This window comes from Paramagnetospirillum magnetotacticum MS-1 (assembly GCF_000829825.1).
Taxonomy (GTDB): domain Bacteria; phylum Pseudomonadota; class Alphaproteobacteria; order Rhodospirillales; family Magnetospirillaceae; genus Phaeospirillum; species Phaeospirillum magnetotacticum.
In genome coordinates this window covers 148,340-167,271 of the sequence record NZ_JXSL01000025.1, presented here as the reverse complement: position 1 = coordinate 167,271, position 18,932 = coordinate 148,340, and the positions used below count along the sequence as shown (strand labels likewise).

General features: G+C 64.4%; 14 protein-coding genes. 10 read left to right on the top strand and 4 right to left on the bottom strand.

Features of this window, described 5'->3' with window-relative positions; translation table 11 throughout:
* The 9 genes from CCC_RS08070 to CCC_RS08020 all read left to right on the top strand — a co-directional run bounded on the left by CCC_RS08070 (window position 1) and on the right by CCC_RS08020 (window position 12,963).
* Window positions 1-1,137, top strand: coding sequence for an acyl-CoA dehydrogenase (locus tag CCC_RS08070; protein ID WP_009868986.1), 1,137 nt, complete (start codon window positions 1-3; stop codon window positions 1,135-1,137).
* A 12-nt stretch (window positions 1,138-1,149) separates the two neighbouring features.
* A complete protein-coding gene (locus tag CCC_RS08065) occupies window positions 1,150-1,965 on the top strand; it encodes a universal stress protein (RefSeq protein WP_009868987.1) in 816 nt (271 codons plus the stop codon).
* Entirely contained in the window at window positions 1,965-2,417 is a 453-nt protein-coding gene (locus CCC_RS08060; protein ID WP_009868988.1) for a PaaI family thioesterase, read from the top strand. Before CCC_RS08065 ends, CCC_RS08060 begins: the two co-directional genes overlap by 1 nt.
* 114 nt (window positions 2,418-2,531) lie before the next feature.
* A complete protein-coding gene (locus tag CCC_RS21140; RefSeq protein ID WP_009868989.1) occupies window positions 2,532-4,316 on the top strand; it encodes a GGDEF domain-containing protein in 1,785 nt (594 codons plus the stop codon).
* 32 nt (window positions 4,317-4,348) lie between these two features.
* On the top strand, window positions 4,349-4,924 hold the full coding sequence (locus CCC_RS08045) for a peroxidase-related enzyme (protein ID WP_009868990.1): 576 nt from the start codon (window positions 4,349-4,351) through the stop codon (window positions 4,922-4,924).
* 17 nt (window positions 4,925-4,941) lie between these two features.
* A complete protein-coding gene (locus CCC_RS08040; RefSeq protein WP_009868991.1) occupies window positions 4,942-6,438 on the top strand; it encodes a bifunctional metallophosphatase/5'-nucleotidase in 1,497 nt (498 codons plus the stop codon).
* Between the two features lie 56 nt (window positions 6,439-6,494).
* The gene (locus CCC_RS08035) at window positions 6,495-9,251 is read left to right on the top strand and encodes an ATP-dependent DNA helicase (RefSeq protein WP_041040705.1); all 2,757 of its coding nucleotides are present in this window, start codon (window positions 6,495-6,497) and stop codon (window positions 9,249-9,251) included.
* Between the two features lie 530 nt (window positions 9,252-9,781).
* Window positions 9,782-11,284 carry a bacteriohemerythrin gene (locus CCC_RS08025; RefSeq protein ID WP_009868994.1) on the top strand — a complete coding sequence of 501 codons (1,503 nt, stop codon included), beginning with the start codon at window positions 9,782-9,784 and terminating at the stop codon, window positions 11,282-11,284.
* A 92-nt stretch (window positions 11,285-11,376) separates the two neighbouring features.
* The gene (locus tag CCC_RS08020; protein ID WP_009868995.1) at window positions 11,377-12,963 is read left to right on the top strand and encodes a lysine--tRNA ligase; all 1,587 of its coding nucleotides are present in this window, start codon (window positions 11,377-11,379) and stop codon (window positions 12,961-12,963) included.
* Window positions 12,964-13,122: 159 nt separating this feature from the next.
* On the opposite strand, the gene CCC_RS08015 is transcribed toward CCC_RS08020, so the two are convergent.
* The 4 genes from CCC_RS08015 to CCC_RS08000 are packed head-to-tail and all read right to left on the bottom strand — an operon-like array spanning window position 13,123 to window position 16,322.
* On the bottom strand, window positions 13,123-13,464 hold the full coding sequence (locus CCC_RS08015) for a cupin domain-containing protein (RefSeq protein ID WP_009868996.1): 342 nt from the start codon (window positions 13,462-13,464) through the stop codon (window positions 13,123-13,125).
* Window positions 13,461-14,066 (bottom strand): glycerol-3-phosphate 1-O-acyltransferase PlsY, encoded by a 606-nt coding sequence (gene plsY / locus CCC_RS08010; RefSeq protein ID WP_009868997.1) that lies wholly within the window; start codon window positions 14,064-14,066, stop codon window positions 13,461-13,463. Before plsY ends, CCC_RS08015 begins: the two co-directional genes overlap by 4 nt.
* Window positions 14,059-15,369, bottom strand: a complete 1,311-nt coding sequence (gene pyrC / locus CCC_RS08005; protein ID WP_009868998.1) for a dihydroorotase — start codon at window positions 15,367-15,369, stop codon at window positions 14,059-14,061. The genes plsY and pyrC overlap by 8 nt, the downstream gene beginning before the upstream one ends.
* The gene (locus tag CCC_RS08000; RefSeq protein ID WP_041040791.1) at window positions 15,369-16,322 is read right to left on the bottom strand and encodes an aspartate carbamoyltransferase catalytic subunit; all 954 of its coding nucleotides are present in this window, start codon (window positions 16,320-16,322) and stop codon (window positions 15,369-15,371) included. Before CCC_RS08000 ends, pyrC begins: the two co-directional genes overlap by 1 nt.
* Window positions 16,323-16,492: 170 nt before the next feature.
* Between CCC_RS08000 and CCC_RS07995 the strand changes: the two genes are divergently transcribed.
* Entirely contained in the window at window positions 16,493-18,895 is a 2,403-nt protein-coding gene (locus tag CCC_RS07995) for a sensor domain-containing protein (protein WP_041040698.1), read from the top strand.
* The last annotated feature ends 37 nt before the right edge of the window (window positions 18,896-18,932 follow it).

The following is an 18,932-nucleotide window of genomic DNA, read 5'->3' as shown; positions in this document are numbered from 1 at the left end:
ATGATCCCCACCGAGGAACAGGCCCTCATCCGCGATACGGCGCGGGCCTTCGCCCAGGAAAAGCTGGCCCCCTTTGCGGCCCGCTGGGACCGCGAGCATCTGTTCCCCACCGAGGCCATCGCCGAAATGGGCGAGCTTGGCTTCCTCGGCATGGTGGTGCCGCCCGAATGGGACGGAGCGGGCACCGATTACGTCTCCTATGCCATGGCGGTGATGGAGATCGCCGCGGGCTGCGGCCCGCTGTCGACCATCATGAGCGTGCATAATTCGGTGGGTTGCATGCCCATCCTCTCCTATGGCACCGAGGCGCAGAAGGAGGAGTTCCTGCGCCCCATGGCGCGTGGCGAGAAGCTGGGCTGTTTTTGCCTGACTGAGCCCGAGGCCGGTTCCGACGCGGCCTCCATCCGCACCCGGGCGCGCCGGGACGGCGATCACTACGTCATCTCGGGCGCCAAGCAGTTCATCAGCACCGCCAAGAACGGCCAGGTGGCCATCGTCTTCGCCGTCACCGACCCCAATGCGGGCAAGCGCGGCATCTCGGCCTTCGTGGTGCCCACCGACACGCCCGGCTTCACCGTGGTGCGCGTCGAGGACAAGCTGGGCCAGCATCTGTCGGACACCTGCCAACTGGCCTTCGAGGACATGCGCGTTCCGGCCTCGTATCGTCTGGGCGAGGAGGGCGAGGGGTTGAAGATCGCCCTGGCCAATCTGGAGGGCGGACGCCTGGGCATCGCGGCGCAAAGCGTCGGCATGGCGCGCTCGGCCTTGGACCACGCCCTGGCCTATGCCAAGGAGCGCAAGCAGTTCGGCAAGCCCATCTTCGAGCATCAGGCCGTGGCCTTCCGTCTGGCCGACATGGCGACCAGACTTGAAGTGGCCGAACAGATGGTTCTGCATGTGGCAAGCTTGCGCGATGCCGGGCGGCCTTGCCTCAAGGAGGCGTCCATGGCCAAACTGTTCGCCTCTGAAATGGCCGAAAGAGTCTGCTCCGACGCCATCCAGATTCATGGCGGCTATGGCTATCTTGCAGATTTTCCGGTGGAACGGATCTACCGTGATGTTAGGGTTTGTCAAATCTACGAAGGAACCAGCGACATCCAACGGCTGGTCATTTCGAGGGCTTTGGCGACGCAATAGGGGAATGAGACCATGAAAGACATCCTCGTCCATATCGACGACAGCGAACGCTGTTCGGCCCGTCTGGACATCGCCATCGGACTGGCCAAGACCTTCGGCGCTCGGCTGACCGGCCTGTTCGCCCGGACGGAAAGCCACCGCCCCAGCGCCGTCGCCCATAAGGCCAGCGACCAGCTGACCCAGGCCCGCGACGCCGCCAAGGAAGCATTCACCAAGGCCTGCGCTAGCGCTGGCATCACGTCCCGCTGGTGGCAATTGGCCCATGGCGAGCCCGGCCATGTGGTCAGCGAGACCATGTTCTGCGCCCGCTACGCCGATCTGGTGGTCATGGGCCAGACCGAGCCAAAGAGCAAGATCGTGCCCGAGGAAATGGTCGAGCACGTCATCCTCCATTGCGGCCGCCCGGTTCTGGTCGTCCCCCATACCGGCAGTTTCCCCAGTGTGGGCGAGCGCATGGCTCTGGCCTGGAACGCGGGCAAGGAAGCCGTGCGCGCGCTCAACGACGCCAAGCCGCTGATGCTCAAGGCCAAGTCGGTGACCGTGCTGTCCTTGCGTGGCCCTGCCGATGACGGTTCCAACGCCATGGGCGAAGTTCCCCAAGTGGATGTCCTCGACCATCTGGCCGCCTGCGGCATCACCGCCAGTGCCGAACGTCTGGCGGGCGAGCATATCGGTAAGATGGACATGCTGCTGTCGCGCCTGTGCGATCTGGGCGCCGATCTGGTGGTCATGGGAGCGCATGGCCATTACGGCCTGTCGCTCAAGCGCGGTACCGGAACCCGCTATGTCCTGGCCCATATGACCGTGCCCGTCTTGATGAGCAACTGATGGCGGGCTTTGCGCCCAAGGACCCGGATTACCGCGGCAAGGTAAAGGCCAGCTTCGCCCGTCAGGCGTTCCTGGCCACTATCGGGGCGAGCATGACGGAACTGGAGCCGGGACGCTGCACCCTGGAAATGCCCACGCGGCCCGATCTTGCCCAGCAGCACGGTTTCGTCCATGCCGGGGCCACCACCACCCTGGCCGACACCGCCGCCGGCTATGCCGCCTTTTCCCTGATGCCCTCGGGTTCGGCGGTTCTGACCACCGAATTCAAGGTCAACCTCTTGAACCCCGCCAAGGGTGAAAAGCTGGTCGCCCGCGCCGAGGTTCTCAAATCCGGACGCACCCTGGTCGTGGTGCGTTCTGACGTCTACGGAATCGAGGATGGATGCGAAACCATGGTGGCGACCATGCTGGCCACCATGATCTGCCTGGCGGGGGCATCCGACCCCGCCTGACGGGTTCTCCACTCCGATCACCCTGCGGGCTTCTCTGGAGCCCCGATTAAGGGTAATCTGTTCCAGTTTTACTGATCCACGGCGGCGCACGCCCCTCGGCCGGACAATTATTCCATGGGACTGGAACGGATCGCGCGAGTATTCCAGGCGCTGCAGCTTCTGGCGATCGCGCTAAGCCCAAGCTTTGCCATCTGGTATTTGGCGACCTTTTCCCCCGTCCCGCCGCCGGTCTTTGAAAACCACCCCTTCCACGAATTCGCCATCACCATCGCCACGCTGATCGGCGGCTTCGTGTCCTATGTGTCCTGGCGAAGCTACAAGGATTCGGGCGAAATCTTCCTGCGCTGGCTGACCGTGGGTTTCCTGGCCTTCACCCTGATCTATGCGCCACACGGCTTCCTGACCCGCACCGCCCATCACAATATCTGGCTGTTCCTGCTGTTCGGGCCGGTCTCGCGCCTGGTGATGCTGGGCTGCATGGCCTATGGCCTGGCCCAGTACGGAAAGCCAGCGGAAAACGTGGGAGAGGTGCTGACCCGTGGTTTCTGGCGTTATGTCTTCGGCGCCAGCGCCGTGGCCGTGGCGGGCGTTGTCGTGCTTGCCAACTCGTCCTTGGCGTCCAGCCCCTGGGTTCGCCTGCCCATGGAATCGGCGGCCGCCCTGCTTTGCCTGGGGGGCGTGACGGTGATGGTGCTGCGGCGGATCACCTCGCCCCTGATGAAGTATTACGGGGTGGCGTTGCTGCTCTTCGCCCAGGCCGCCATGGCATTCATTCTGGCCAAGCCCTGGGATCATATGTGGTGGCTGGCCCATGCCATCTTCGCCGTCGGCTTCTCGGTGATCGGCTGGGGCGTGGTCAGCGCCCTGCTCACCACCAAATCCTTCGCCTCGGCCTTCAGCCAGGAACAGCTGATGCGCGCCCTGGAACAGGAAAAGGAACTGCTCGACGCCCTTAACCGGGAATTGTGGGCCGAACGGCAATTGGCCCGCACCACCCTGGACGCCCTGCCCGACCATGTCTGCGTCATCGACGAGACCGGCACCATCCTGGCCGTTAACGAAAGCTGGCGTGACTTCCTCGAGGCCAATCACGGCGATCTCGGAAGCGGTGGCGTCGGGTCCAACTATCTCCATGCCTGCGAACGGGCCGATGGCCCTCGCAGCGACGGCGCAGAGACCGCCGCCGCGGCCATCCGGGCGGTCCTCCAGGGCACCAGCGACGGCTTTTCCATGGAATATAGCTGCGATGCCCCTGGCGAGGCCCGGTGGTTCCTGATGAGCGTCCTCAAAGCCCAATCGGCAAGCGGCCTTCGAGTGGTGATCGCCCATCAGAACATCTCCAAGCGCAAGGAGGCGGAAATCCGCCTGCGCCATCTGGCCATGATCGACGGCCTGACCGGCATCGCCAACCGGCGCACCTTCGACGAGACCCTGGGCCAGGAATGGCGCCGCGCCAGCCGGGCGGGGACCCCGCTGGCCCTGCTGATGATCGATGTGGATCACTTCAAGGCCTATAACGATCATTACGGCCATCAGGCCGGTGACGAATGCCTCAAGACCGTCGCGGCGACCCTGGCGGCGACAGCCAAGCGTCCAGCCGATCTGGTCGCCCGCTATGGTGGCGAGGAGTTCGGCGTCATCCTGCCGGGCTGCACCCTGACCGACGCCCAAACCCTGGCCGAAAAGATGCGTCTGGCGGTGGCCGAGCTTCATCTTCCGCATCTGGCATCGCAAACCTCGGGGGAGGTCACTATCTCCATCGGCGTGTCCTGCCTCAATCTGGTCGCCACCCAGGGCGACAGCCTCGATACGCAAAGCCTGATCGCCGAGGCCGACACCGCTCTTTACCGGGCCAAGACCAGTGGGCGCAATTGCGTCTCCGCCCAGCCAGCCCCCTGAACTCCCCCGCAACTCTTGTGAAGTGAGAGCCCATGCCGCAGCCCGACCATGTGGTCCGTATCGACCTGCCCGAGGCCAAGGATTACCCCGAGGACATCGCCGCCTATTTCGCCAAATGCGACGAAAAACTGGGCATGCGGCCCAATGTGCTGCTGGCCTATACGGCGCGGCCCGAAAAGTTCCGCACCTTTTCGCGCTTCTACAACCAGTTGATGCTGGCCGAGGATTCAGGTCTGTCCAAGCTGGAACGCGAGATGATCGCCGTGGTCGTCTCCTCGGCCAACCGCTGCTATTACTGCCTTGTCGCCCATGGCCAGGCCCTGCGCCAGTTGTCGGGGGATGCGCAACTGGGCGAGATGCTGGTGATGAATTACCGGGTGGCGGAGCTTGAGCCACGCCATCGCGCCATGCTGGATTACACCTGGAAGCTGACCACGGCACCCCACGACGTGGCCGAAGCCGACCGCCGCGCTCTTCGCGAGGTGGGCTTTTCCGATGCCGACATTTTCGACATCACCGACACGGCAGCCTTCTTCAATTACACCAACCGCATGGCCCACGGACTGGACATGATGCCCAATCCCGAATACCACGGCATGAACCGCTGAGCCGTCCCGAGGATGCCATGATGTCGAGGAAGATCGCTGCCGCCGCCCTGTCGCTGCTGGTGCTAGCGCTGGCCTCGCGGGCCATGGCAGAGCAGGTGCGGCTGACCTTCCTGCACGTCAACGACATCTACGAATACCGCCCCGTCGAGGGCAAGGGCGGGCTGGCCGAGTTGCTGAGCGTCCTGGACCGCGAAAGGGGCCGCACACCCAACCCGGTCTTCACCTTTGGCGGCGATCTGCTCAGCCCGTCTCTGGCCTCCAACGCCACCAAGGGCGCCCATATGATCGCCTTCTTCAACGCCCTGGCCCCGGCGGCGGCCGTGCCCGGCAATCACGAGTTCGATTTCGGCACCGATAATTTTGTCACGCGCATCAAGGAGTCCACCTTCCCCTGGGTGGGCTCCAACATCAGCGGCGTCGATGGGGTCAGACCCTCCCTGATCACCGAGATCGGCGGGGTCAAGGTGGGGTTCCTCGGCGTGCTGACCAGGGCCACCGCCCGCATGTCCACCGCCCAGGGCGCCACTTTCACCGAGGAACGCGCCAGTGCCGAAGCCACAGCCCGCCAGTTGCGGGCCCAGGGCGCCGAAATTGTGGTGGCGCTAACCCATCAGGATCTGGACGACGACCGCAAACTGGCCAATTCGGTGAAGGGCATCGACCTGGTTTTGGGCGGCCACGACCACGACCCGGTCAGCATCCTGGAGAACGGCCCCCTGGTGCTCAAAGCCGGTCACGACGCCCATTGGCTGGGGGTGGTGGATCTGCTGGTGGACCGCCCCGATGCGGGCAAGACCGGCCCGACGACCGTGCGCACCGAGGGCTGGCGCTTCGTGCCCGTGGCCGAGACCCAGCCCGCCCCGGCCCTTGCCGCCCTGGTCGCCAAGACCGACGCCCTGATGGGCGAGGCGCTGGACGCTCCCCTTGCCACGCTCGCCACGCCCATGGACAGCCGCACCACCACGGTGCGCGGCGAGGAGGCGGCCATGGGCAATCTGGTGGCCGATGCCCTGCGCGCCCATTTCGACGCCGATATGGCCCTGATCAACGGCGGGGGCCTGCGCGGCAACCGCCAGTACCAGCCGGGCTCGGGCCTGACGCGGCGCGATCTTTTGTCCGAGATGCCCTTCGGCAATACGGTGATGATGGTCGAAGTCAGCGGCGCCCAGATGCTGAGCGTGCTGGAATACACATTATCGGCGGTGGAGCGCAAGGCGGGCCGCTTCCCCCAGGTCTCGGGCATCAGCCTCACTTATGATTCCACCAAGCCCCCCGGCAAGCGCATCATCCTGGCCCAGATCGGCGGCAAGGCGTTAGAGCCCAAGCGCCTTTACCGCCTGGCCACCACCGACTATCTGGCGGGCGGTGGCGACGGCTATCAGCCTTTGAAGGACGGCAAGGTCCTGGTCAACGCCGAGGCCGCGCCGCTGCTGGTCAACGTGGTCAGCGACTATGTGGCCGCCCAGGGAACCGTCGCACCCAAGGTCGAGGGACGGGTGACGGCGGTGCGGTAGGAGGGCGGGCCAAGGCGTGTCTTGTGCACCAATCGTTCTCCCTGTAGTCTCCGGCCATGTCTGCGCCGTCCCGCATATTGCTGCCCCATGTCCCGGTGCTGGTCGCCGGGGTTCGGGGCGCGGTGGCGCTGGAGCCGGATGGCGAGTTCAGGCGCCTTACCCGCACCGAGGCTGCGCGTTACGCCCGCAATGAAAGCCCGCTGGTCTGCCACGGACCGGCGGTGGCGGCGCGGCTTGGCATCGACGACTTCCTGCGTCTCGACATTCTCGAACTCTTCGCCTTTGTACGGCCCGCCCGCTTCTGCCTGCCGACGCCGCGCGGGCTGGCCGAGGCCATGGGCCTGCCCGCCCCCGCCGATCTGGAGGACGAGGCCGAGGCGCTGATGACGTCGGTGCGCCGCCTGCTGGAAGAACTGGCGGCCCGCACCCTGGCCGACACCGCCGCCAGGGCCACCGACACCCGCGGTCTGGCCTGGATGATGGCGCGCGGCGGCTGGGGCTGGGGAAATGCGGTGCTGGCGGCCTTGGGCGTGCAGGGCGATTCGGGTCGCGGCGGCGGGGCCATGCGAATCTGGGACCGGCTGCCGGAATGGAGCGAATACGCCCCCGAACCGCCGCCCGGCAATATTCCCGTCGATCCCGTCGAAACCCGCCAGCGTCTGGCCCTGATGCTGGGCGAAGGCGCCGAGCAGCGCCCCACCCAGGCCGATTACGCCTCCGCCGTCAGCCGCGCCTTCCTGCCGCGCGAAGCCGAGGCCCATCCCCATCTGGTCCTGGCCGAGGCCGGAACCGGCACGGGCAAGACGCTGGGCTATATCGCGCCCGCCGGATTGTGGGCCGAGAAGAACGGCGCGCCGGTGTGGATCTCCACCCACACCCGCAATCTCCAGCGCCAGTTGGACGGGGAACTGGACCGCCTGTTCCCCAATGCCCACGACAAGGCGCGCAAGGTGGTGATCAGGAAGGGCCGCGAGAATTACGCCTGCCTCCTGAACTACGAGGAGATGGTCACCCGCAACCGCAACCAGGACGCTCCCGCCGTGGGGCTGATGGCCCGCTGGCTGCTGGCCACGCGTGACGGCGACATGGTGGGCGGCGACTTCCCCGGCTGGCTGGTGGAAGTGCTGGGCCGCGCCCGCACCTTAGGGATCGCCGACCGCAGGGGCGAGTGCATCTTTTCCGCCTGCCCCCATTACCGCAAATGCTTCATCGAGCGCGCCGTGCGCCGCGCACGCCGCGCCGATATCGTGGTCGCCAACCATGCCCTGGTGATGATCCAGGCGGCCTTGGGGGGCTTGGACGACGGCGCCCAGCCGACCCGGCTGGTCTTCGACGAGGGCCATCACGTTTTCGACGCTGCCGACGCCGCCTTTTCCGCCCATCTCACCGGCATGGAGGCCGCCGAGGTGCGGCGCTGGATCCTGGGGCCCGAGGGCGAAGCGGTCAGCCGGTCGCGTGCCCGCGGACTGCACCGCCGCGCCGAGGATCTGGTGGGCGGCTCGGAAGAGGCCATCGCCGCCCTGGACGCCGCCCTCGCCGCCGCCCGCGCCCTGCCCGGCCCCGGCTGGATGGTGCGCATCAGCGAGGGCGAGCCCCAGGGACCGGCGGAAGCCTTCCTGGGCCTGTTGCGCCGACAGGTCTATGCCCGCGCCGCCCATCCCGATTCCCCCTACAGCCTGGAGACGGAAACCACCGCTCCGCTGGAAGGTCTGCCCGAGGCGGCGGGAAGCCTGGCCGGTGCCCTGGGCCGCATCGCCTTGCCGCTACAGGTCCTGAGCAAATCCCTGGCCGCCCTGCTGGACGACGAAGCCGCCGAACTGGAATCGGCCACACGGTCGCGCATCGAAGGCATCTGCCGCTCCATCGAGCGCCGGGTGCTGATGCCCCTGGCCGGGTGGAAGGGCATGCTGGACACCATCGTCCAGGGCGGGGTTCTGGACCGGCAGTATATTGACTGGTTCGCCGTCGATAGAATTGATGGCCGCGACTACGACGCGGGCATGCACCGCCACTGGATCGATCCGACCCGGCCTTTCGCCAAGGCCGTGGTGGAGCCCGCCCATGGCATCGTCATCACCTCGGCGACGCTGAAAGACGGGTCGGGCGATGTGGAGACCGACTGGCGGGCCGCCGAGCGGCGCACCGGCGCCATCCATCTGGACAGCAATCCGGTGCGCGCCGAAGTGGCCTCGCCCTTCGACTATCCCGCCCGCACCAAGGTGCTGATCGTCACCGATGTGCGCAAGGACGATATGGATCAGGTGGCGGCGGCTTATCGCGAGCTGTTTCTGGCTGCCCATGGCGGGGCCTTGGGCCTTTTTACCGCCATCTCGCGCCTCAAGGCCGTGCACAAGCGCATCAGCGCACCTTTGGAAGATGCAGGTCTGCCGCTGCTGGCCCAGCATCTGGACAATATGGACACCTCAACCCTGGTGGACATCTTCCGCGCCGAAGAACACTCCTGCCTGTTGGGAACCGACGCGGTCAGGGACGGGGTGGATGTACCGGGACGCTCGCTTCACCTGATCGTCTTCGACCGGGTGCCCTGGCCTCGGCCCGACATTCTGCATAAGGCGCGCCGCGCCGAATTCGGCGGCCGGGCCTATGACGACATGATCACCCGCCTGCGTCTCAAGCAGGCCTTTGGCCGATTGGTTCGCCGGGCCGACGACCGGGGTGTATTCGTCCTTCTCGATCCCATGATGCCGTCGCGGCTGTTCGGCGCCTTTCCGCCCGGCGTGGAGCCGGTCAAGGTGGGGCTGGCCGAGGCGGTGAGGCAGTGCCGGGCTTTGCTGGAGACGGGAGATGCATAAAATTTTATGGAATTTTTCGGATTCTTTTACTTAATTCGTAAGCATTATTTCATCCCCACCTAAAGCTTAGGCCTTCTCCGGCAAATTACTCTTTGGTATAATCATGCCCATGGCGGACGACATTGTCGTTCGCCATAATTGTTTGTAGGCAGAGGCGCCCATGGCCACGCATGCTGAGGACTGCAATTTCCGCAAGGTTTCCGAAGACGGCCAACGGCTGATCGACGCTGGCGAGCCTGCCCCTCTCATTGACTTCACACGCCGGCTTCTGGCTTGTCCCAGCCTGCGGAACTGTGAGTTCGGCGATTACTGCACCATCCTGGCCGCCTCCTTGCTGTCCGAGCATGAACGCCACCCTCAGGTCGCCTCCGCTTCGTCCCTTTCCTATCCTTCCGATGGGCAGGCACATCCCTCTAGGGAGTAGAATTCCTACCCTTCTTTCGCCCTATCACCGTTGACAAGGATACCTAAAGTCACATCTGATTAAGGGTGTGACTTACCTATGGCGTATGTGTTGGGCGGGGGATGGAATGATCGTTTGGCGCGATGCCATGTCGGTGGGTGCACCGGCATTGGATGCCGACCACAAAAGACTGATCGATCTGATCAACTTAACCGAACAGTGGATCGGCCAGGACAACTGGCGCCAGGTGGCCACCGTCACGGACGAGTTGCTGCGCTACGTGGACGAGCATTTCCGCCGCGAAGAATCTGTGATGGCGGCCATCAAATATCCGGAGATCGAGCAGCATAAGAAGGCGCACGAGACTCTGGCCCAGAAGGCCAGACTGCTGCATGAAAAGTTCAAGGCCGCGACCCAGGACGAGGATCTCAAGACCTGCTCCCAGGTCCTGATCCGAGTGCTCACCGACTGGCTGGTCACCCATATCCTCAAGGAGGATATGAAGTACAAGGCCTCCATCCCCAAGAAGGCTCCGCCGCCCCCTCCGCCGCCGCCCGCGGCCGTCGAGATGTATAATGGCCTGCCCCCAAAGGAGGACGAGGAAGCGCGCAAGGCGCGGTGGGAGGCCCGCCACAAGGACATCGAATACGAACTGCCCCCCAATCTCGCCCATCTGCTGAAGCGGTTGGAATATGTGGTGCCAGAGCTTCCCCCGCCCGCCAAGAGCTTCGAAAGCTTCGAGCGGCTGTGCGAGGCGGCCATCGGGCGGCGCATCGACAAGGTTCTGGTCTTCTTCCACCGCCACAATCCCGATCTGAAGCGGGAATTGCCGCCCTTCTTCCTGGCCTCGCCCGAATTCGCCGAGAAATTCAAGGCGGCGGTGACCAAGTTCATCTTCCCCACCATATGGGAAAGCCGGAACATCCGCATGTTGTCCACCAGCTATGAATGGGCCGAGGACGATAGCGACAGCTTCTGGGAGCATGTCACCAAGCCCCTGGAAGACAGTATCCTGCAGGGCTGGAACAGCGGCTGGGACGATCTGAAGCTGCTGGAGACCAAGAGACCCGACGGCACGCGGGTCTTCCAGGTCAAGGACAACACCAAGGCGCTACGTGAGATGCTGGCGCCGTCTTCGCCCATGGCCTACGACATCCCCAAGATCGGCAACCGCGAGATCGAGACGCTGCGCTCGCTGCTGGACCCCAAGAACGACTGGTGGAAGCGCCTTAATCACGCATGGCGCATCTGCCACGATCTCTACGAGCAGGAAAAGGACCCGCGCATCTTCCAGCAAAAGGCCCGCGAGGGCGCGTTGCGCGACAATCTGCTGAACGCCTTCGCCAAGTTCCCGCCCGAATGGGGCGACTTTCTGGTCCTGGCCTGCCACCGGGTGTTCCCGCGGGTTTCCACCGCCTTCCTGGAAAGCTTCGTGTGCAATTTCGGCACCACCGACGCCCAGCGGGAAACCCATGTCCCCTACACGGTGCGCTATCTCCGCCAGGTCAAGGAAGACCCCGATATCTGGCTGCGCGAGCGCAATGCCGAGCAGGAATGGCAGGCCCAGATGAAGGAACTGTCCAACTACCTGGCCAACCGCACCGAGGAAGACGAGAAGAAGAAGCGCTGAGCGTCCCGCCCGCTTTTCCCGATGATTGACGCAGCCCCCTCACGGGGGCTAGCTTTCCGCTCTTCATTTTTCTGAACGGAAAGCTTAGACCCATGTCCTCCGATTCCCGCGACCTTGCCCGCTCCGCCACCGCCTGGCCCTTCCAAGAGGCCCGCGCTTTGCTGGATGAGCGTCTGAAAGGTAAAGCGCCGGATAAGGGCTATGTTCTGTTCGAAACCGGCTATGGCCCGTCGGGCCTGCCCCATATCGGCACCTTCGGCGAAGTGGCGCGCACCACCATGGTGCGCCGCGCCTTCTCGTTGCTGGCGCCCGAGATTCCCACCCGCCTGTTCGCTTTCTCCGACGATATGGACGGGTTGCGCAAGGTGCCCGACAACATCCCCAACAAGGAGATGGTCGCCAAGCATCTGGGCAAGCCGCTGACCCGCATTCCCGATCCCTTCGGCACCCATGAAAGCTTTGGGCATCACAACAATGCCCGCCTGTGCAGTTTCCTCGACACCTTCGGCTTCGAATACGAGTTCCAGTCGGCCACCGACTGGTACAAGTCGGGCCGCTTCGACGCCGCCCTGCTGGGCGTGCTCAAGCACTATGACGAGGTGATCAACGTGGTGCTGCCGACGCTGGGCGACGAGCGCCGCGCCACCTATTCCCCCTTCCTGCCCGTCTGCCCCGACACCGGCATCGTGCTCCAGGTCCCGGTCGTCGAGCGCAATGTGGAGGCTGGCACCATCGTCTACAAGCGCGAGGACGGCAAGTTGATCGAGACCCCGGTCACCGGCGGCGCTTGCAAACTGCAATGGAAGGCCGATTGGGGCATGCGCTGGGTGGCGCTGGGCGTCGATTACGAGATGAGCGGCAAGGACCTCATCCCCTCGGTCCAGCTCTCGACCCGCATCGCCACCATCTTAGGCGGCCGCGCGCCACTTAACCTGACCTACGAACTGTTCCTGGACGATCAGGGCCAAAAGATCTCCAAGTCCAAGGGCAACGGCCTGGCGGTGGAGGACTGGCTGAAATACGCGCCGCAGGAAAGCCTGGCGCTGTTCATGTACCAAAAGCCCAAGACCGCCAAGCGCCTCTATTTCGACGTCATTCCGCGCGCCGTGGACGAGTATCTGGCCTATCTGGGCAAGTTCCCGTCCGAGGAGCCGGGCAAGAAGCTGGACAATCCGGTGTGGCACATCCATGGCGGCAAGCCTCCGGCCGAGGACGCCCATCTGTCCTTCAATATCCTGATGAATCTGGTCAGCGTCTGTCATTCCGACGACCCTGCGGTGATCTGGGGCTTCATCAAGCGCTATGCGCCGGGCGCCGCCCCCGAGACCGCGCCCATCCTGAACGGGCTGGTGGGCTATGCCATCGCCTATTTCAAGGATTTCGTGAAGCCCAACATGAAGTACCGCAAGGCCACGCCCGATGAGGTGGAGGCTTTCACGGCTCTAAAAGACGGTCTTCTGGCCCTTCCCGCCGACGCCTCGGTCGACGACATCCAGAATCTGGTCTACGCCATCGGCAAGCGCCCCTGCTTCGGGGAACTCAAGGCCTGGTTCAAGGCCTGCTACGAGGTGCTGCTGGGCAACGACCAGGGCCCGCGCATGGGCAGCTTCATCAAGCTGTTCGGCATCGCCGAGACCATCGCCCTCTTGGATAAGGCCATTGCGGGCGAGGATATGTAGTCGGACAGCATCCGGCGGATCCCTTCGCCCTGTCGTCCCGAACGACCAACGGGAGGAGGGATCTCGTCCTGGCACTGCCTTTCAGATCTGGAACCGATGCGCCAGACGGAGATCCCTCGCATACGCTCGGGATGACAAACTCTTCAGGCGGCTGCCGTATCAGATGTCCCGGTGCAGGGCCAGCCACACGGTGGGCTGGTCCGGCGCCGTCCATTCCACCCGGTGGCGGCAATGGGCGGGCAGGAACAGCCAGTCGCCAGGCGTCAGGGCGCGGGAATGGTCCTCGCCCTCGATGCGGACCATACCGGCGCCTTTGACCACCACCACCCACTCGTCGTCGTCCTGATCCAGCCATTGTCCCTCGGGCGTGGTCTGGCCGTTGGAGACGATGCGCAGCAGGCGGAAGCGCCCTCCTTGGAGCAGGGTGTCGATGGATTCAGCCCCGAAATCGTCGTCGGGAATTTTCTCGAACAGACTTCCCGCGGCAGGCGGCGTGTTCATCCCTCGCTCTCCGCTTTTTTCTTACCCCCGATCCTCGGCTCTTCACCCCGGATCAAGCGGATGATATTGGCCTTGTGGCGGTAAAAGCCCATCACCGCCAGACCGGCGCACATCAGGGCGTATTGAGGTCCTGCGAAATAGAGGGCGAAGCCGGGCGAGGCCGCCAAGGCGATCAGCGCCGAGAGCGACGAGATGCGGAAGATGGCCGCGCTCACCAGCCAGGTGCCGATACAGGCCAGACCCACCGGCCAGGCCGCCGCCAGCAAGGTGCCGATCGTGGTGGCCACCCCCTTGCCGCCCTTGAAGCCCAGCCAGACGGGGAAGTTGTGGCCCAGAACGGCGGCGAAGCCCGCCACCGGCACCATGTCCCGGCCCAGCAGAACCCAGACCAGCCCCACGGCGATGGCACCCTTTCCGCCATCCAGCAGCAAGGTGGCCAGAGCCAGGCCCTTGCGCCCGGTGCGCAGCACATTGGTGGCGCCGATATTGCCCGAGCCGATCTGGCGGATATCGCCTAAGCCCGCCAATCGGGTCAGGACGAGGCCGAACGGGACGGAGCCCAGAAGATAACCGCCGATGGCCGCCGCGAACAACTCAAGCATCATGCGTATACACCGTCCGGCCATCGACGATGGTGCGCATCACCATGCCCTGGACCGGGCGATCGTCGAAGGGGGAGTTCTTGGACTTGGAATGGAAGGTCTTGGCATTGACCTTCCAGCCGCGATCGGGATCGAACAGCACCAGATCGGCCGCCGCCCCCACCTTGAGACGCCCCGCCGCCAGATTCAGGATGGAGGCGGGCGCGCAGGTGACCAGCTTCAAAGCCTCGATCAGGCTCATATGGCCGTTATGGGCAAGGTCCAGCGTCACCGCCAGCAGGGTTTCCAGACCGACGCCGCCAAACTCGGCCACGGCGAAGGGCACCCGCTTGGAATCCTGGTCCTGGGGCGAATGGTCCGAGGCCACGGCGTCGATGGTGCCGTCCCTCAGTCCCTCGACCACCGCCAGACGGTCGGGTTCCGAACGCAGCGGCGGCGACAGCTTGGCGAAGGTGCGGTAATCCTTCACCGCCAGTTCGTTCAGGGCGAAATAGGGCGGCGCGGTGTCGCAGGTGACCGACAGGCCCTTGGCCTTGGCCTTCCTGATGATCTCGACGCCTTCCCGGGTGGCGATATGGGCGGCGTGGTAGCGCCCGCCGGTGATCTCCACCAAACGCATGTCACGTTCGAGCATGATGGCCTCGGCCGCCACCGGAATGCCCGATAGGCCCATGCGGGTGGCCAGTTCGCCCTCGTTCATCATGCCGCCCTCGGCCAGGGAGGGCTCTTCCGGGTGCTGGACGATCAACAGGCCGAAGGTGGCGGCATAGGTCAACGCACGGCGCATCACCTGGGCATTGCGGATGGCCCGGATACCGTCGGTGAAGCCCAGCGCGCCCGCCTCGGCCAGCATGCCCATCTCGGCCAGTTCCTTGCCTTCCACCCGCTTGGTGGCGGCGGCATAGGGGTAGACCTTGGCCAGACCGATTTTGCGGGCGCGGCGCGCCACGAATTCAACGGTGGCGACTTCGTCGATCACCGGATTGGTGTTGGGCAGGCAGACCATGGAGGTGACGCCGCCGGCCACCGCCGCCTCGCCCGCCGATTTCAGGGTCTCCTTATGCTCCTCGCCCGGCTCGCGCAGTTGCACGCGCATGTCCACCAGACCGGGAGCCAGGCACAGGCCCTGGCAATCCACCACCTCCATGCCCGACGGCACGCCGCCCTGGAACAGGCCGGGGCCCACATCGGCGATGGTCTCGCCATTGGTCAGCAGCGCGCCCCTGGTGTCCAGGCCGGTGGCCGGGTCCAGCAAGCGGGCATTGACATAGGCCACCAGGCCCGAGGAATTGCGGGCGGCCATCAGGCGGCTCCTTCGGAACGGATCAAGTCGCGGGTCAGCATGTCCAGACAGGCCATGCGCACCGCCACGCCCATCTCCACCTGCGAACGGATCAGCGAGCGCTCCACATCGTCGGCCACGTCGGAATCGATCTCGACGCCCCGGTTCATGGGTCCGGGATGCATGATCACCGCATCGGGCTTGGCGATCCCCAGCTTCTCGCGGTCCAGGCCGAAGAAGTGGAAATATTCGCGGATGCTGGGAATGAAATTGCCGCTCATGCGCTCGTTCTGGATGCGCAGCATCATGATCACATCCACGTCGGCCAGGCCCTTCCTCATATCGTGGAAGACCTCGACGCCCATGCGGTCCAGACCGGACGGCAGCAGGGTGCGCGGGCCGATCAGGCGCACATGCGCCCCCATGGCGTTGAGCAGATAGATGTTGGAGCGGGCAACGCGGGAATGGCGCACATCACCACAGATGGCGACGTTAAGGCCCGACAGCTTGCCCTTCCTGCGGCGGATGGTCAGCGCGTCCAGCAGGGCCTGGGTGGGGTGTTCGTGGCTGCCATCGCCGCCATTGATCACGGCGCAATTGACCTTTTCCGAGAGCAGCTTCACCGCGCCCGAATCGGGGTGGCGCACCACAAGGACGTCCAGATGCATGGCGTTGAGCGTCATGGCGGTGTCGATCAGGGTCTCGCCCTTCTGCACCGAGGAGCCCGCCGACTGCATGTTGATGACGTCGGCGCCCAGACGCTTGCCCGCCAGTTCGAAGCTGGTGCGCGTGCGCGTCGAGTTCTCGTAGAACAGGTTGATGACCGTGCGGCCGCGCAGGAGATTCTTGCGCTTGTCGCTGGAGCGGTTCTGTTCGACATAGCCCTCGGCCAGGTCGAGCAGGCTGGTGATCTCGCTGGGCGCCAGACCCTGGATGCCGAGGAGATGACGGTGCGGAAAGGGTGCGTCTGTCATGGTGCCCGAACTATAGGGCCAGCCGCGCCGCCCGGCAAGACGGGGAGAGACCGCCGCCCCCACCGGATGGAGAGCGATGAGTCGGGTATAGGCCCTATCCCCGTCGTGACACTTCGTCATTTTACGGTTAGATTTGACGAAATCGCCTCGTAGCTGAGATTCTGATCACCATGTCTCTTCCCGCCGAAATTACCGATTTTCTGGGCATATTGGATGAAAGCCCGATCGGAGTTTCCGTGTCGCGCCGCCGCGACGGCCAGGTTGTCTTCGTCAACCGCAGATTCTGTCAGGTGACCGGCATGACGCCGGACCAGTGTATCGGCCATCCGGCCCGGCGCCTTTTCGCCGATGACGACCAGCGCCGGGAAGTGGTGCGGCAGTTGAAGGAAGCAGGCGAGATCGCCGATGCCGACGTGAAGTTCTTCCGTGTCGACGGCACATCCTTCTGGTCGGTTCTGACCATCCGCTCGGCCAGCTTGAACGGCGAGGCGGTGAATCTGGCCTGGATCTACGACGTCAGCAAGCGCAAGCAGGCGGAACAGACCATCCTGGACGGCAAGGCGCTGATCCGCGCCATGCTGGATTCCTCCACCGACGGCATCGTGCTGGTCAATGCCGCCGGCACCATCCTGGCACTCAATGCGGCCGCCTCCTCCTTTTTCGAAAAGAAGAGCGACGACCTGCCCGGCAAATCCATCTGGGACCATCTCCCCGAGGCCGTGACCTCGTCCATGCGCAGAGGCGTGGAACGCGTCCTGGCCCGCGGCGAAACGGTGGAGGGCCATTACGCCATCGGCGCCAGGCTGTTCGACATTCATATGCATCTGGTGGACAACGCCTCGGGCAACCACGACAGAGTGGCGGTGTTCTCGCGCGACGTGACCCAGATTCACCAGCGCCGCCTGCAGTTGCGCAAGCTGGAAACCGCCCTGGAACAGGCTCCGGTCGCGGTGATGATCACCGATGCCCAAGGCGCCATCGAATATGTCAACCGGGCCTTCGTTCTGGTCTCGGGCTATTCCGAGGACGAAGTTCTGGGCCGCAATCCCCGGCTTTTGAAATCCGGCGAGACCGTGGCCTCGGTCTTCCGCGACATGTGGCAGTGCCTCTCGGGCGGCGCCACCTGGCAGGGCGAATTGTGCAACCGCGCCAAGGACGGAAGCCTGTTTTGGGAATACGCCACCATCTCGCCCATCCGCGACGATGACGGCGTGACCACCCATTACATGGCGGTCAAGGAAAACATCACCCAGCGCAAGGAGACCGAGCAGCAACTGGTCCATCAGGCCACCCACGACACCCTGACCGGCCTGCCCAACCGCCTGCTGCTGGAAGACCGCGTCCACCACGCCATCGAGGTGGCCAAGCGCGAAGGGCGGCGCATCGGCCTGATGTTCCTCGATCTCGACCGCTTCAAGATCGTCAATGACAGCCTGGGCCATGTGGCGGGCGACCAGCTGCTGAAGGTGGTCGCCGACCGGCTGCGCCACACTTTGCGCCGCTCGGACACGGTGGCGCGCTTAGGGGGCGACGAATTCGTCGTGGTCCTGACCCACTTCCAAAGCAGCAGCGAACTGGCCGAAGTGGCGGAAAAGATCTCCACCGCACTGGACGAGCCGGTGGAATTGTCGGGCCACAAGGTCCATGTGGGCGCCAGTATCGGCATCGCGCTCTTCCCCGAGGACGGCGACGATTTCAATTCCTTGATGAAGGACGCCGACACCGCCATGTACCGGGCCAAGCAGAAGGGCCGTAACACCTTCTGCTTCTATGATTCCAACATGAACGACGAAGCCCTGGACCGCCTCAAGCTGGAGGAGGCGCTGCGCCACGCCCTGGTGCGTGGCGAGTTCCAGTTGTTCTACCAGCCCCAGGTGGATCTGCAGACCGGCGTGACCTCCAGCGTCGAGGCGCTGATCCGCTGGAACAGCCCCGAGCGCGGCCAGGTTTCGCCCGCGCTCTTCATCCCCATCGCCGAGGAAAGCAATCTGATTTCCATGATCGGCTGGTGGGTGCTGGAAGAATCCTGCCGCCAGTTGGCCGTCTGGCGCGAGGCCGGATTGACCGGCATCAAGGTGGCGGTCAACGTCTCGGGGCGCCAGTTCCTCAACCATGCCCTGGTGGAGTGTATTTCGGACCTGATGACCCAATACGGCGTCCTGCCGTCCCAGTTGGAAATCGAGTTGACCGAAAGCACCGTCATGGCGGAACCCGACCGCGCCATCGAACAGCTCACCCGGCTGCGCGAGATCGGCATCCAGGTCTCGGTGGATGATTTCGGCACCGGCTACTCCAGCCTTTCCTACCTGAAGAAACTTCCGCTCAACACCATCAAGGTCGACCGCTCCTTCGTGCGCGACGTCAACAACCAGAGTGATAACGCCGCCATCGTCTCGGCCATCCTCGGCCTGGCTGATGCTCTCGACATGTCCATCGTCGCCGAAGGCGTGGAGACCGAAGGCGAGGAAATCCACCTCAAGGAGGCCGGATGCATCAAGGTTCAGGGCTTCCGCTACGCCAAGCCCATGCCAGCCGAGCAATTGGCCACCTGGATGCAGCGCGAGACTATGTGAATCTCACTTTCACTACTGGCCTTACCCGATGACGCAC

Coding starts and splice junctions, on each gene's coding strand:
- CCC_RS08025 (WP_009868994.1), top strand. CDS start 9,782: ATGATCGTTTGGCGCGATGCCATGTCGGTGGGTGCACCGGCATTGGAT.
- pyrC (WP_009868998.1), bottom strand. CDS start 15,369: ATGGCCGCCCGCAATTCCTCGGGCCTGGTGGCCTATGTCAATGCCCGC.
- CCC_RS08000 (WP_041040791.1), bottom strand. CDS start 16,322: ATGACAGACGCACCCTTTCCGCACCGTCATCTCCTCGGCATCCAGGGT.
- CCC_RS08060 (WP_009868988.1), top strand. CDS start 1,965: ATGGCGGGCTTTGCGCCCAAGGACCCGGATTACCGCGGCAAGGTAAAG.
- CCC_RS07995 (WP_041040698.1), top strand. CDS start 16,493: ATGTCTCTTCCCGCCGAAATTACCGATTTTCTGGGCATATTGGATGAA.
- CCC_RS08070 (WP_009868986.1), top strand. CDS start 1: ATGATCCCCACCGAGGAACAGGCCCTCATCCGCGATACGGCGCGGGCC.
- plsY (WP_009868997.1), bottom strand. CDS start 14,066: ATGCTTGAGTTGTTCGCGGCGGCCATCGGCGGTTATCTTCTGGGCTCC.
- CCC_RS08065 (WP_009868987.1), top strand. CDS start 1,150: ATGAAAGACATCCTCGTCCATATCGACGACAGCGAACGCTGTTCGGCC.
- CCC_RS08020 (WP_009868995.1), top strand. CDS start 11,377: ATGTCCTCCGATTCCCGCGACCTTGCCCGCTCCGCCACCGCCTGGCCC.
- CCC_RS08015 (WP_009868996.1), bottom strand. CDS start 13,464: ATGAACACGCCGCCTGCCGCGGGAAGTCTGTTCGAGAAAATTCCCGAC.
- CCC_RS08035 (WP_041040705.1), top strand. CDS start 6,495: ATGTCTGCGCCGTCCCGCATATTGCTGCCCCATGTCCCGGTGCTGGTC.
- CCC_RS21140 (WP_009868989.1), top strand. CDS start 2,532: ATGGGACTGGAACGGATCGCGCGAGTATTCCAGGCGCTGCAGCTTCTG.
- CCC_RS08045 (WP_009868990.1), top strand. CDS start 4,349: ATGCCGCAGCCCGACCATGTGGTCCGTATCGACCTGCCCGAGGCCAAG.
- CCC_RS08040 (WP_009868991.1), top strand. CDS start 4,942: ATGATGTCGAGGAAGATCGCTGCCGCCGCCCTGTCGCTGCTGGTGCTA.